Here is a 14,370-nt window from a genome sequence, read left to right on the forward strand (position 1 = left end):
AAGCGACGATGGCAATCCTGAAAGTCAAAGACGTAAGCAAGAGGTTTGGTGGCCTCAAGGCCCTTACCGATGTAAACCTGAGTGTCGAAGAAAACTCGGTTCACGCCATTATCGGCCCAAACGGTGCAGGAAAGTCAACTTTGCTCAATTGCCTTGTGGGTAAGTTGATGCCTGATACCGGTGCCGTGTTGTTTGACAATGCTTCGGTTCTTGGTCTTGAGCCCTATCAGATCAACCAGATGGGTATAAGCCGAGTATTCCAAACTCCGGAGATATTCGGTGAGTTGACGGTTATGGAAAACATGCTGATCCCAATTTTCGCGATGCGGGATGGTGCCTTCCGAATGCACGCCTATGAGACGATTGCCAACGAAACAGCGATTGTTGAGCAGGCCGAAGCGATGCTTGAGGAAATGAATATGGCGGATAAACGTCATATGCATTCAGCGTCGCTTTCGCGTGGCGACAAGAGGCGGCTGGAAATTGGCATGTGCCTCAGCCAAAACCCTCGACTTTTGCTGCTTGATGAACCCACCGCCGGTATGGCGCGAGCGGACACCAATAACACAATCGATTTGCTGAAGCAGATCAAAGATGAACGGGACATTACCATCGCGATCATCGAACACGACATGCATGTGGTGTTCAGCCTTGCCGAAAGGATTACTGTCCTGGCGCAAGGTACCCCGTTGGTCGAAGATGTCCCGGAAAAAATCCGCGGCCACCCTAAGGTTCGAGAAGCCTACCTAGGCGAAGCAGCGTGAGGTCAATGCTATGAACGAGAAACCTGACTTTTCGAAGAACGCAAACATAGCCAGCACGGCCCCGGCGTTTCTGTCCGTGTGGGATATGCATTCATACTATGGCGAAAGCTACATCGTTCAGGGTGTTAGCTTTAACGTGCACGAAGGTGAAATTTTGGCCTTATTGGGCCGAAACGGTGCTGGAAAGACTTCGACGTTGCGCTCGATAGCTCGTTTAGGGGATCCAGAAGTCAGGCGCGGGGAAATTTGGCTCGATCATCAACCTCTTCACAAGATGGCCAGCTATGAGGCCGCAACAGAAGGTCTCGGACTTGTGCCCGAAGACAGGCGGATCATTCCAGGGCTGACCGTGGAAGAAAACTTGCAGCTGGCCCAGATCGCACCTCCGGTTGGCTGGTCGTTGGAACGGCTCTACGAATTATTTCCGAGACTTGGCGAACGTCGCAAACAAGAAGGGATCACCTTGTCCGGCGGCGAACAGCAAATGCTTTCGATTGCGAGAGCGCTGGCCAGAGACATCAAAGTTCTGTTGTTGGATGAACCTTATGAAGGTTTGGCCCCGGTAATTGTCGACGAGATCGAGAAGACACTTGTCCACGTTAAGCAACAAGGTATGACCACAATAATCGTCGAGCAAAACGCGGTCCGCGCCCTCGAACTGGCTGATCGAGCGATCATTTTGGATACTGGAAGCATCGTTTTTGACGGTACAGCAAACGATGTATTGGAGAATAGCCAGCTTAGGGAAGAGTATTTGGCGATCTAACCTTTGATAGGGTCTTGTGCTTTTGTCCCTACGAATGGAGATCTCCAACTGGTATCAAAATGCCAAATACGTCAATTTCGCCGAATAAGGCTTCGAGTGATCCCAAATTGCTTGAAGAAGAGTAGCTGGATGGTGGTCAACGCTATTTTCTAAGGTTTTTGGCAAACTTACTTGATGGCAAAAACCGCCAGTATTCCGAAACTCTCCAATTTGCAAAACTATAGAGACTCGCAAGCTTGACCTTATCCAGATCGCTACCCTATCCGTGCTTCAGTGAACGACAAGCAAGTAGCGCGTGACAGTAGCGTCGACAGAGGTTTGCTGGTGTCGGCTTCCTGAACTTCAAACCAGACACCTTAGCAGCGTTCGACAAAGGTGGTCGCGCCCTCCCGCAACCACTAAAACAAACAAGACTCAGAAAGGCGGATTTGTGCGTTCTGAGTAGCTCACAACGCAAGCAGGCCCCACACTGCGAAGCCTTATTCTTCCGTAATCAAACCAGTGTTGGAAAGTACGCTGCGATTTACTAGAGGAGCAGTCTCATTCTCTTGTGTGAACAGGTGAAGGGCACGCAGCTATCGGCGAGGTTTGAAATTTTATTTCGTTTGTGTCGCGAAAACCGAAATTTCATGACAGCGTGGGCGTGATGGTTTAACTGTTCTCTTTAGACAAAAGAAGACAACGTCTCGGTGAATTCTGTGGAACAAGTGGCCTTTACGTTTGAAATGGGAGTGGTTTGCGCTCTGTTGGCCTTTACCGTCTTTCTGTTTGTATCCGAAATTGTCAGAATTGATCTTTCCGCCATATTGGTCCTCGTGATTGTTGGTCTGCTGAGCTACGCGCCAGGGCTTCAGAACCTCGCAGATGTTACGCATCTTTTTGATGGGTTTGCCTCAAACGCCGTGATTTCCATCATCGCGGTCATGATCGTCGGCGCGGGTTTGGACAAAACGGGCATCATGAACAAGGTCGCGGCGGTTATTCTGAAGTACGGCGGCACATCCGAGGGTCGGGTTTTGCCGATCATATCGGGTACCGTCGGTGTTATTTCGTCCTTCATGCAGAATGTCGGGGCGGCAGCATTGTTTCTGCCGGTCGTCAGCCGAATATCGTCAAGGTCCGGGATTCCCCTGTCGCGGCTGCTGATGCCCATGGGATTTTGCGCCATCTTGGGTGGCACAATGACGATGGTTGGTTCGTCGCCACTGATATTGCTGAACGATCTAATCCTGACGGCAAACGAAGGCCTGCCGGAAGGTCAAAAAATAGCGCCGTTTGGCCTTTTCTCGGTAACGCCTATAGGGGCGGCCCTAATTCTGACTGGGATCGCGTATTTCCTACTGCTGGGGCGGTGGGTGCTGCCTGGTGGCACCGGGTCTGAAAACACCGGGACGGGGCAGGGTACGCAGGAGTATCTGCAACGTGTCTACGGGCTCAAAGCGGATGTTTTTGAGGTGATAGTGCCAGCCGAAAGCCCTTTGGTGGGGCAGGTTCTGGCTGATATCAACCATGAAAACCACCTGTACATTATCTCGACATTCTACCGTGGTAAGACCTCAATGGTGCAGGTTTTAACGGCCGAGATTGCCGCGCCTTGTCGGCTTGCCATCATTGGACGACGCTGGGTCGTGGAGGAATTCGCGCAGAAATTTGGGCTGACCGTTCTTCCGGAACTGGATATCTTTGTCGAAGAGTTTGCGCCTACCAATGCCGGAATTGCCGAAGTGGTTGTGACACCCGACAGCAAGCTGATCGGAAAATGCCCTCGTGAGCTTTTGTTTCGCAAGACCTATGGCATGTCCTTGCTTGCCATCCACCGAGGCGAGGAAACCCTCAGCCACGTCGAGTCAGAAACACATGACTCTACCCAGATCGGGCTTGAAAACTTTCATGCTGGGGACATGCTGGTTGCCCACACTAGGTGGGACAACCTGATGCGGATCAAACGGGATCCGGACTTTGTTGTCGTTACAACGGACTTTCCGCAAGATGAACTGCGTCCGCAAAAGGTCGGGTGGGCCTTGGCGTTTTTCGCAATTTCACTGTCACTGATTTTGTTCACTGACGTTCGATTGTCTCTTTGCTTGCTGACCGGAGCGGCCGGAATGATGCTCACCCGAGTGCTTAGCGTCGACGAGGCCTATCGCGCCGTCGGATGGAACACTGTATTCCTGCTCGCCTGCCTCATACCGCTGGGGCAAGCCGTGCAGAATACCGGAACTGCCGCGTGGATTGCCCAGCAGATCATGATCATTCTCAACGGCTGGCCGATTTGGGCACTTCAGGCCGGCGTTGCGATATTGGCCACGGCCTTTTCGCTGGTGATGTCAAATGTCGGAGCCACGGTTTTACTTGTTCCACTCGCCGTATCGATTGCGGTCGCGGCCGGCGGCAATCCTGCCGTCTTTGCGCTGACAGTGGCTATTTCGACCTCCAACAGCTTTATCATTCCGACGCATCAGGTGAACGCTCTGATCATGGGCCCTGCGGGCTATAAAGTTATGGATTTTGTGCGCTCCGGTGGGGTCATGACAGTTCTATTCTTGGTGGTCTCTCTCTTGATGTTGAACTTAATCTACTGAGCAGGGCGCTTAGCGGCGTTCTGTTTCTTTGGTCGGGAAACAGGTCACCTGGAAGTGCCAGATATTTTGGCGAACGGGTTATGGGCCTCAGGTGAAATTATCTGTGGATTTTGTATCCAATATCCCATAAGACGTCTTTGGCAGGCCTTTCAGTGTGAACTGGTCCGGCAAGTCGTTGCTCTGGCAGCTTTTGAAACGTTCAGGAAAGTAGACGCGAAATGCCCAAGACGATCTTCTCTGGCACCATGCCGGCCTTGATGACACCCTGCAAAGCGGATCGGACGCCGGATTACGATGCCCTTGTCAAAAAGGGCAAAGAGATGATCCAGGCCGGGATGTCTGCAGTGGTCTATTGTGGCTCGATGGGGGACTGGCCCCTTTTGACCGACGCTGAACGGATGGAGGGGGTCGAACGTCTGGCGGCTGCGGGTCTTCCGGTTGTAGTTGGAACCGGCGCGATCAACTCGAAATCAGCGGTGGCGCATGCGGCTCATGCCCAGAAGGTGGGCGCCGTCGGCTTGATGGTGATCCCGCGGGTTTTGTCGCGTGGGTCATCCATGGCGGCGCAGGAACATCATTTCAAAGCAATTCTGACGGCGGCACCTGATGTGCCAGCGATCATTTACAACAGCCCGGTCTATGGTTTTGCCACCAAGGCAGACCTGTTCTTCGCGTTGCGGTCCACGCATCCAAACCTTGTTGGGTTCAAGGAATTCGGTGGCAAGGACGACCTGCGCTATGCGGCAGAGCATATCACATCCAAAGATGACGAAGTCACCCTGATGGTGGGTGTAGATACCGAGGTCTACCATGGGTTTGTGAATTGCGGGGCCACCGGATCGATTACCGGGATCGGAACAGCCCTTCCGAAAGAAGCCCTGCTTCTGGCGGCGCTCTCTCAGAAAGCCGCCGCAGGCCATGCCGAAGCTCGGAAACGTGCGCTTGAACTGGAGGAGGCCCTTGGCGTTCTCGCTAGTTTTGATGAGGGCACAGACCTAGTTCTCTACTACAAACACTTGTTGGTGCTGAATGGTGAGGAGGAATATCGCCTCCACTTCAACGAAACCGATGAATTGACCGATGCGCAGCGTAACTATTGCGAAAAGCAATATGCTTTGTTCCGCGCCTGGTTTGCCGACTGGTCCCGTCAGGGTGGGATTATCGCTGAATGCATGTAATCGACAGCCATACAGGTGGAATGCCCACGCGGGTAATTCTGGAGGGCGGTCCGGATTTGGGGTCCGGGCCGCAGGAAATCCGCGCCCAAAGACTCGCTACGGAGCATGAAGCATTCTACAAATCCGTTCTACTGGAGCCACGCGGGCAGCCCGGCATGGTTGCAGCGCTGCTCGTCGACCCGGTGGATCCCAGCTGCGAGACCGGAGTGATCTTCTTTGACGCCGACGCGGTGCTGGGGATGTGTGGACATGGTACTATTGGTTTAGGCGTGACGCTTGCACATCTTGGTCGGATTGGGACGGGGTCTCATAAGATCGAAACCCCGGCTGGCGTGGTAACGATAGACGTGCTGGATCCGAATACCGTGCGAGTCACCAATGTCGAAAGCCGCCTCGTGCAGACGGCTGTCACGGTCGAAACAAAAAACTACGGCGCGGTAACCGGCGATGTCGCCTATGGTGGCAACTGGTTCTTTATAGTCGAGCCAAGCCCAATACGTGTGGTGCCGGGTAACATCCGTCACATGACAGATATGGCAATCGAAATCCGCGAAGCTTGCGTGGCGCAGGGGGTTGGTGGCGAGAACCACGAGCCCGTCGATCACGTCATCTTTCAGGGTACCTCTCCGAATGCAGGTGTTCACGGTCGCAATTTCGTGCTGTGTCCGGATGATCAGTACGACCGATCGCCTTGCGGCACAGGCAGCTCTGCGCGGTTGGCGTGTCTCGCTGCCGCGGGCCGCTTGGCACCGCGGGAAGAAATCCTGCAGGAAAGCGTGATCGGCAGCCCTTATAGACTGTCTTACCAGCCCGGGCGAAACGGCGGTGTGACCCCCTCGCTGACCGGGCAGGCCTATGTGATGGCCGAAGGTAAACTGATCTTTGACGACGACGATCCGTTTCGGGCAGGTATCTACAGCTGACGCCAGCTGGGGACTGATCTGTCAGCGGCTCCTGCGATCCCACCTCTTCGGCGGAACAACACTATGCGGCTTGAAACAGAGAACGATATTGTGGTGATCGGTGCCGGTATCATCGGCATCAGTACAGCGCTCGAGCTACAAAAACGGGGTCGCAATGTACTTGTGCTGGACCGCGAAGGAATTGCCGCTGGCGCGTCGCGTGGCAATGCCGGAGCCTTTGCCTTTGCTGAAATCGAACCATTGGCCAAACCCGGTATCATGCGCAAGGCGCCGAAATGGTTGCTGGATCCGCTGGGCCCCCTGTCCGTTCCACCTGCCTATGCTTTGAACATAACCCCCTGGATGCTCAGGTTCTGGCGCGCAAGCTGGCGTGATCGTTATGAGGTTTCGATCAATGCGCAATCTGCCCTTATGGATCATTCTCGCGCAGCGCTTGATCGGCAAATCGCTGATGTGAATGGCGAAGCCTTGATGCAGCGCGACGGCCAGCTGCAGCTATTCGAAGGAGAAGCCGAGTTCCGCGCCAGTCAAAAGGATTGGGACTTGCGCAAGACACGCGGCATCTCGTTTGACCTGCTGCACAGCCCGGACGCCATCGCCGAGATTCAGCCCGGGCTAAATCGCCGCTTCACCCATGCAGGCTTTACGCCTACCTGGTTGAACACTGTTGATCCGCAGAAATGGACCCAGCATCTCGCGTTACAATTCCAAACCCGTGGGGGTCCGATTGATGTCACTCAGATCACCGCGTTGACGCCGGTGGAAGATGGTGTGGTTCTAAATACACCAAGTGGCGATGTCCGGGCAAGTCAGGTCGTCGTTGCCGCTGGCGCTTGGTCTAATAGGTTGGCGAAGCATCTTGGCGACCACATCCCGCTGGAAACCGAGCGTGGTTACAATACGACCCTGCCACAAGGGGCGTTTGACCTGCGCACCCATCTGACTTTTGGCGGGCACGGGTTTGTCGTTTCACGGATCAATGACGGTGTTCGGGTCGGAGGCGCAGTCGAGCTGGGCGGCCTTGAACTGGCGCCGAACTACAAACGCGCCGACGCGCTTTTGGCAAAAGCGGGACAGTTTCTGCCTGATCTCGACATTAGCGGTGGCACTCATTGGATGGGGTTCCGCCCGTCATTGCCGGACAGTCTTCCGGTGATCGACAGATCGGCAAACACTCCAGCAGTACTATACGCCTTTGGACACGGCCATTTGGGGCTGACTCAATCCGCAGGAACCGCAGAGCTTGTGGCAGATTTGGTGACGAACGCCACACCGACCATTGATCTGTCGCCTTTTGCGGCGTCCCGCTTCTGATACGGAGGATTCGCATGCGCAGTTGTAAGACCATCCATGTCATTTCCGCGCATGCCGAGGGCGAAGTTGGCGACGTCATTGTCGGCGGTGTCACTCCTCCGCCGGGGGATACGCTTTGGGATCAAAGAACCTTTATCGCGCAGGATGAGACGCTCAGGAACTTTGTGCTGAACGAACCTCGCGGTGGTGTGTTCCGCCATGTGAACCTACTGGTTCCGCCCAAACGTCCCGACGCGGATGCGGCGTGGATCATTATGGAGCCCGAAGACACGCCACCTATGTCCGGGTCGAACTCGATTTGTGTTGCGACTGTGTTGCTGGACGGTGGGATCATTCCGATGCGGGAACCGGAAACCCATCTGGTGCTTGAAGCGCCGGGTGGTCTGGTCCGCGTTCGGGCGGAATGCAAAAACGGCAAGGCCGAACGCATCTTCGTGCAAAACCTACCCAGCTTTGTCGACAAGATTTCGGTGCCCTTGGATGTTCCAGGTCTGGGATCCATAACTGTCGACACAGCCTATGGCGGCGACAGTTTCGTGGTCGTTGATGCCAAGTCTCTTGGCTTTGAAATCGTTGAGCACGAAGCACGTGACATCGCCCGGTTGGGTGTGGCAATTACCAATGCTGCCAACGAACAGCTTGGGTTCACGCATCCCGAAAACCCCGATTGGGATCATATCTCGTTCTGTGCTTTCTGCGGGCCACTGACCCAATCAGACACCGGTTTGACCGGTAAATCTGCTGTCGCGATCCAGCCGGGGAAGGTTGATCGCTCACCCACCGGGACAGCCGTATCCGCAAGGCTGGCGCTGATGCATGCCAAAGGTGAGATTGTACGGGGGCAGAGTTTTGAGGCCGTTTCAATTATCGGCTCGCAATTTGTGGGACAAATCGTAGACACGTCGGAAGTGCGCAACCGACCTGCAGTTATTCCCGAGATCAGCGGCCGTGGCTGGATCACCGGAATTCACCAACACATGCTTGATCCGGAAGACCCCTGGCCCGGCGGTTATCGGTTGTCGGATACCTGGGGGGTGTAACAGTGGTGAAATTTGATTTCAGTGAAATGACTGCGATCCCTGTACTCAACTTGCATTGCTGTGGTCGGCAAAACCACACCACGACAGGAGGCTGAGATGTCCGGGAAACGCGTGATTGCCAAGCAAAGCCTTCCGGACGTTATTGCAAACGACCTGCGCGAACGGATTCTGAGCGGCGAGATTGCTGAAGGGGAAACCATCCGTCAGGAAGCCCTGGCTGAGGAATATGACGTATCGCGCATGCCAATCCGGGAAGCGCTAAAGCGTCTTAGCGCTGAAGGGTTGGTCCAATGGGCCAACAACCGGGGCGGAGCTGTAACCAAGCATTCTCTGGAAGAAATTGGCGAAATTTTTGATCTGAGATGCCTGATCGAAGAGGATCTGTTTCGCCGATCGATTCCGAATATGACACCGCAACACATCGCGAATTGCGAACGGGTTCTGGTCGAGATGGAGACGTCATATGATGGCAACGATGTTGGAACATGGGGCGCCCTGAACCACCGGTATCATTCTGCACTATACGCGGCCTCAGGTCGGCACCTGACTTGTGAAGTGCTGGATCGCATCAGCCTGCAGTCGGACCGCTATGTCCGAATGCACCTGAGCGTGATGAAGCAGCGGGCCCCGGCCAAGAGAGAGCATCAGGAGCTTTTGGAGCTGGCAAAATCAGGCCAGACAGATGAGGCTTGCCAGCTTTTGGTGCGTCACATCCAGCGCACGAAAGATCAGTTGCTGGAGATGATCGCGTCAAGACGGGCACCCGATCGGACCTAGGTGTCGACCTGCCTGTTTAAAAATGCGCGCCGCTTGCAAAATCTTAGCGCTCGGCCCTCGGAATTCTCCTAAAGTGCCTGAGGAAACCGTCGAAGGGACAGAGAGTGCAAAATCATGGATATACGTCTGGCAGGTTGAACCTACCGTTCACGGGGATCGCGACATTTGGAAAATCTCCCTACGTGGAAGATTGGGACAGGATTGAGGCCGATGTGTGCATTCTGGGCGCGCCTTTTGATTTCGGGACGCAATGGCGCGCGGGTGCGCGGTTTGGCCCACGAGCGGTCCGTGACGCCTCGACCCTGTTCAGCTTTGGGCATGCTGGGGCTTATGATCACGAAGACGATGCGACCTACCTTGATGGCTCGGTGCGGATGGTCGATCTGGGGGATGCGGATATCATCCACACCAAAACGGATGAGAGCCACCAGAACATCGAATTTGGCGTCCGTAAGATATTGAATGCCGGCGCGTTGCCGCTGGTTATCGGTGGCGACCATTCCGTCAACATTCCTTGCATTTCGGCCTTTGCGGATGACTGCGCCAAACATGGTCCCATCCACGTAGTGCAAATCGATGCGCACCTTGATTTTGTTGATGAACGCCATGGTGTCACCAACGGGCACGGAAATCCGATGCGGCGGGCCATCGAAAAGGAGTATGTTTCGGGGATGACCCAGTTGGGCATTCGCAACGTGTCTTCAACGGCAAAAGAAGGCTACGAGGATGCCCGCGCACGCGGATCGGATATCCTTTCCGTCCGTCAGGTCCGGCAATTGGGGCCTGAGGCAGTGCTGGACCGCATTCCTGCAGGTGCGCGGTACTACGTGACGATAGATATCGACGCGTTTTGCCCGTCTATCGCTGCGGGCACTGGGACGCCTAGCCATGGTGGGTTTCTCTATTATGACGTGTTGGAAATTCTACAGGGGCTTGCCAAACGCGGGGATGTCGTTGGCATCGATCTGGTCGAAGTCGCTCCGGCCTATGATCCGATGGAAAGCACGCAGATTCTGGCGGCGCAGCTGTTGCTGAACTTTCTGGGCTTCATCTTCCACGAACGCGCCCGGCGGTAATTGGTGGGGCCAGACAGCCCCACCCGAAGCTTAAGCTCCGATGATATTGTGGCCCGGTCCATACGGGAAGCCGGTGATGTTTTCGGCCCCGTCTTCCTCAACAACCAGAATATCGTGTTCGCGGTAGCCGCCTGCGCCGGGTTGGCCTTCGGGGATCCACAACATTGGCTCGATCGAGACAACCATGCCCGGCTCAAGCACGGTGTCGATGTCTTCGCGCAATTCCAGCCCGGCTTCGCGCCCGTAATAGTGGCTGAGGATACCGAATGAATGACCGTACCCGAAGGATCGGTATTGCAGTAGGCCTTCATCCGCGAAGAAGCGGTTGATTTCAGCAGTAATGCCGGAACAGGTGGCACCGGGCTTGATCAGGCTCAGGCCCAGCTCATGCGCTGCCACGTTGGCTTTCCACAGGCGCAGGCTGTCGGCGTCCGGTTCACCCAGAAACAGCGTGCGTTCCAACGCGGTGTAGTAGCCCGAGATCATTGGGAACGTGTTCAGCGACAGAATATCGCCCTTTTGCAGTGCGCGTTTTGTCACCGGGTTATGGGCGCCGTCGGTGTTCAGACCGGATTGGAACCACACCCAGGTGTCGCGATATTCGGCATCGGGGTAGGCACGGGCGATTTCCGCCTCCATCGCATCGCGGCCTGCCATCGCAATCTCGATCTCGGTTGCGCCTTCGCGGATTGCCGCATGGATGGCGGCACCGCCGACGTCAGCGGTATGAGCACCGCCTTTGATCAACGCGATCTCGTCGGCTGACTTGATCATGCGCGCCGCCATCGTGTCCGGCGCGATATCGACCAGCTCCGGCGCTCCCAGCATTGCCAACGCGGTGTCGCGGGCGGCAAGCGTCATGTGGTCGCCTTCAATCCCAATGCGCTTGGCACCTTCGATCAGGTCGGCGACCGCGCGCCAGTAATTGTCGCGTTTCCAGTCGGTGTAGATGACGTTGTCATCGACCGAACGTCGCCACGGTTGACCAGCATCGATATTGGCCGAGACGGTCGTGCAGGCATCTTGCGTGACCACGCAGCCATAGGGACGCCCGAACGAGCAGTACAGAAAGCCCGAGTAATAGGCGATGTTCTGCATCGAAGTCAGCAGTACCGCGGAAATATCACGTGCGGCCATGATCGATCGCAGCGCAGTCAATCGGCGTGCGTATTCGTCTTTGCTGAACGGCAGGGCGGCTTTTTCGCCGTTGTGACAGGTGAAGAATTCGGGGCGGTTTGATGTATCACTCATCTTTTGGTCTCTCATCTATGCCGGGCGGCAATACCCGGCCACATGTCCCGGCGTTCAGGACAGGCGGTCTCGGGGTCCGAGAGCCGATCACCCCCGATGATGCCGCGACGCCATCGCGACTGGGGTGAACGGGTGAATCGTTAGATCAGACAGGACGCCCCGTCAAGCAGGCGAGAGACCCCGCAAGCGTTCCGACCGCCGCCGCAGCAACTCGACCGTTGCCAGCAGCCCGATGGACAGCACCACAAGGATCGTTGCCACGGCCAGAATGGTCGGGCTGATCTGTTCACGAAGGCCAGTGAACATCTGCCATGGCAGCGTTTTCTGGCTGGCCGATCCCACAAACAACACCACGACAACCTCATCGAACGAGGTGATGAAGGCGAACAACCCGCCCGAGATCACACCCGGCAGGATCAGCGGCATCTGGATCGAAAAGAACGTGCGCACCGGACCAGCCCCCATATTGGCGGCAGCGCGTGTCAGGGACCTGTCAAAGCCGACCAGTGTGGCAGTCACAGTGATGATCACAAAGGGAATGCCTAAAACGGCATGAGCAAGGATGACCTTCAGATAGCCCACAAAGTTCTTGTTCATACCCAGCGTACCCTCCAGGAACCGCCCGATGTCGCTGTAGAAGAAGAACATGCCCGTGGCCGAGATGATCAGGGGTACGATCATAGGGGATATCAAAATGCCCATAATTGCGCGCCGTCCGGGCACATGGGATTGGCTGAGCCCGATCGCCGCCAATGTGCCAAGCGACACCGAAATGACGGTGGCGATGGGCGCAATGATCAGCGAGTTTTTGAAGCTGCGCTGCCATTCATTGTTGGTGAAGAAGTCACGGTAATGCTTGAGTGAGTACCCCTCGGGGTCCAGCCGCAACATCTCGGGCGTGAAGGTGAAGAAGTCCTGCGCGTTGAACGACAGGGGCAGGACCACAAGGATGGGCGTGATCAGAAAGACAAAGATCGCGCCGCAGATCACCCGGAACAGATAGTGATAAAAAACCTGTTTCGCCGTCAGGTAGGGCAGCAGCTTTTGGCGGTACCGCCCTTCGTACAACCAATAGATAAACCAAGCAAAGAACCAGCCGCCCAGCAGCCCCAAAACGCCGCCCATCGGACCTGACAGTAGAATACCGGCGATCCCAAAGGCCAGAATAGTGATCCAGCGCGCCATCTGTTCATTCTTGAGAACGTTGATAAAGACCCAAGCCAAGCCTGTCATCAGAACAGCGCCGCCCAGAATGCCCAAGGGGATCGATCCGTTGCCAGCGCCGACAAACATGCCGGCGAAAGCACCAGCCAGCGCCACGATGGGCAGGACGACGGACATGGGTTTGCGGGATATTGGTGTAAGTGCTGCCATCTTGATTATCCCAACTTCACGTTATCGATGCCCACGATCTTGTCGTAGACCCAGTAGAGCAGCAGTACCACCGCCAACAGGATCGTGCCCAAGGCGGCTGCCAACCCCCAGTTCAGCGAGGACGAGATGTGATAGGCGATCCGGTTCGAAATGAAGACACCCTTGGTGCCGCCAACGATCTCGGGCGTGATGTAATAGCCGATCGCCAGAATAAAGACGAGGATCGAGCCCGCACCAATCCCAGGAATGGATTGCGGGAAGTAGATGCGCCAGAACGTTGTCCAGTTGGTTGCGCCCATGGATTTTGCCGCGCGCGTGTAAGATGGCGGTATCGTCTGCATCACGGAATACATCGGCAGGATCATGAACGGCAGCAGGATGTGCGTCATGGCGATGATCGTGCCGATCTGGTTGTTGATGATGATCAGCCTGGCATCATCGGCGACAAGCCCAAGCCAGACCAGCGTATCGTTGATCACACCTTGTTGTTGCAGCATAACCTTCCAAGCTGACGTTCGCACCAGCAAGGATGTCCAGAACGGTAATAGCACCAGGATCATCAGCAGGTTCGACACACGCATCGGCAAGGTCGCCAAAAGGTAGCTCACCGGGTAGGCCAACAGGATACAGGACGCGGTAATCACCAGTGACATGAACAGCGTTCGGCCAAACAACTTAATCAGGATCTGCTTGTCTTCGGGCTGTGATTGCGCGCCTTCGGGTGTGCGGCGCATGTCCACAGCGTTCAGGAAATAGCCGTTGGTGACCGCGGGTGAGTGGGTTTTGATCACGGCCCAGGTCTTCAGATCGCCCCAGCCGTCGTGAATCTCGATCAGTTGGTCCTTGAACGGGCCGTCGGTTTCGGGGTCCAGCTTATTCAGCTGACGACCGGACCTGCGGAACATCGAAGACATACCGGTTTCTTCGTAGTTCAGACGCGATCCCAATCGGGTGTGCTGTTTGTTGTCGATGGCAACGACCATATCGCGGACAAACGCATCGTAAACGTCTTCTTCCGGCAATTCGCCGCTTTGTTCGTCCCATGTGCTCAGCGCCTGGACCGTCAACGGAAGCGTGTTTTCTACAATGCCGTTTTCAACCGAGCGGAATAGCATCGAGGCGATCGGGACGATAAAGGAAAACATCACGAACAGAAGCAGAGGGGCCACAAGTAGCAATGCACGCAGCTTTTGCCGTCGTAGAGAACGCGCCAGCGACTGCTTTAGCGGTGTACCGTCCGCTGCCAGCATAGGTCCCGCGTTTTGGCTTGCGTCAGTCATCGTTGCCCCTTGGTTTTTCTTGGGTCAGAGGGCGGCGCACCGCCC

General features: G+C 55.6%; 12 protein-coding genes. 9 read left to right on the forward strand and 3 right to left on the reverse strand.

All coding sequences use genetic code 11. The features are described 5' to 3' along the window. The first annotated feature begins 8 nt into the window (after positions 1-8). From ACR0BU_RS20065 to speB, 9 genes are all read left to right on the forward strand, one after another. Positions 9-764, forward strand: a complete 756-nt coding sequence (locus tag ACR0BU_RS20065) for an ABC transporter ATP-binding protein (protein WP_298937627.1) — start codon at positions 9-11, stop codon at positions 762-764. 10 nt (positions 765-774) lie between these two features. Further along, entirely contained in the window at positions 775-1,530 is a 756-nt protein-coding gene (locus ACR0BU_RS20070; RefSeq protein ID WP_298937626.1) for an ABC transporter ATP-binding protein, read from the forward strand. 725 nt (positions 1,531-2,255) lie between these two features. Beyond that, complete coding sequence (locus tag ACR0BU_RS20075) at positions 2,256-4,112, forward strand: SLC13 family permease (RefSeq protein WP_480736677.1); 1,857 nt, start codon at positions 2,256-2,258, stop codon at positions 4,110-4,112. Between the two features lie 218 nt (positions 4,113-4,330). Further along, positions 4,331-5,290, forward strand: coding sequence for a dihydrodipicolinate synthase family protein (locus ACR0BU_RS20080; RefSeq protein ID WP_480736656.1), 960 nt, complete (start codon positions 4,331-4,333; stop codon positions 5,288-5,290). After that, positions 5,281-6,213: a 4-hydroxyproline epimerase gene (locus tag ACR0BU_RS20085; RefSeq protein WP_480736654.1), complete on the forward strand. Its 933-nt coding sequence runs from the start codon at positions 5,281-5,283 to the stop codon at positions 6,211-6,213. The genes ACR0BU_RS20080 and ACR0BU_RS20085 overlap by 10 nt, the downstream gene beginning before the upstream one ends. 63 nt (positions 6,214-6,276) lie before the next feature. Further along, positions 6,277-7,527, forward strand: coding sequence for an NAD(P)/FAD-dependent oxidoreductase (locus ACR0BU_RS20090; protein WP_480736652.1), 1,251 nt, complete (start codon positions 6,277-6,279; stop codon positions 7,525-7,527). A 14-nt stretch (positions 7,528-7,541) separates the two neighbouring features. Then, on the forward strand, positions 7,542-8,567 hold the full coding sequence (locus ACR0BU_RS20095) for a trans-3-hydroxy-L-proline dehydratase (protein WP_480736651.1): 1,026 nt from the start codon (positions 7,542-7,544) through the stop codon (positions 8,565-8,567). A 96-nt stretch (positions 8,568-8,663) separates the two neighbouring features. After that, positions 8,664-9,344 carry a GntR family transcriptional regulator gene (locus ACR0BU_RS20100; RefSeq protein WP_480736650.1) on the forward strand — a complete coding sequence of 227 codons (681 nt, stop codon included), beginning with the start codon at positions 8,664-8,666 and terminating at the stop codon, positions 9,342-9,344. A 104-nt stretch (positions 9,345-9,448) separates the two neighbouring features. Next, the gene (gene speB, locus ACR0BU_RS20105) at positions 9,449-10,420 is read left to right on the forward strand and encodes an agmatinase (protein ID WP_480736649.1); all 972 of its coding nucleotides are present in this window, start codon (positions 9,449-9,451) and stop codon (positions 10,418-10,420) included. A 30-nt stretch (positions 10,421-10,450) separates the two neighbouring features. Here speB and ACR0BU_RS20110 read toward each other — a convergent pair whose 3' ends face one another. The 3 genes from ACR0BU_RS20110 to ACR0BU_RS20120 form a co-directional block, all read right to left on the reverse strand. Further along, a complete protein-coding gene (locus tag ACR0BU_RS20110; RefSeq protein ID WP_480736648.1) occupies positions 10,451-11,671 on the reverse strand; it encodes an aminopeptidase P family protein in 1,221 nt (406 codons plus the stop codon). Positions 11,672-11,833: 162 nt separating this feature from the next. Further along, entirely contained in the window at positions 11,834-13,045 is a 1,212-nt protein-coding gene (locus tag ACR0BU_RS20115) for an ABC transporter permease (RefSeq protein ID WP_480736646.1), read from the reverse strand. 5 nt (positions 13,046-13,050) lie between these two features. Then, complete coding sequence (locus tag ACR0BU_RS20120; protein WP_480736645.1) at positions 13,051-14,325, reverse strand: ABC transporter permease; 1,275 nt, start codon at positions 14,323-14,325, stop codon at positions 13,051-13,053. Between the last annotated feature and the right edge of the window lie 45 nt (positions 14,326-14,370).

The sequence above is a fragment of the Ruegeria sp. CK2 genome (assembly GCF_056536585.1).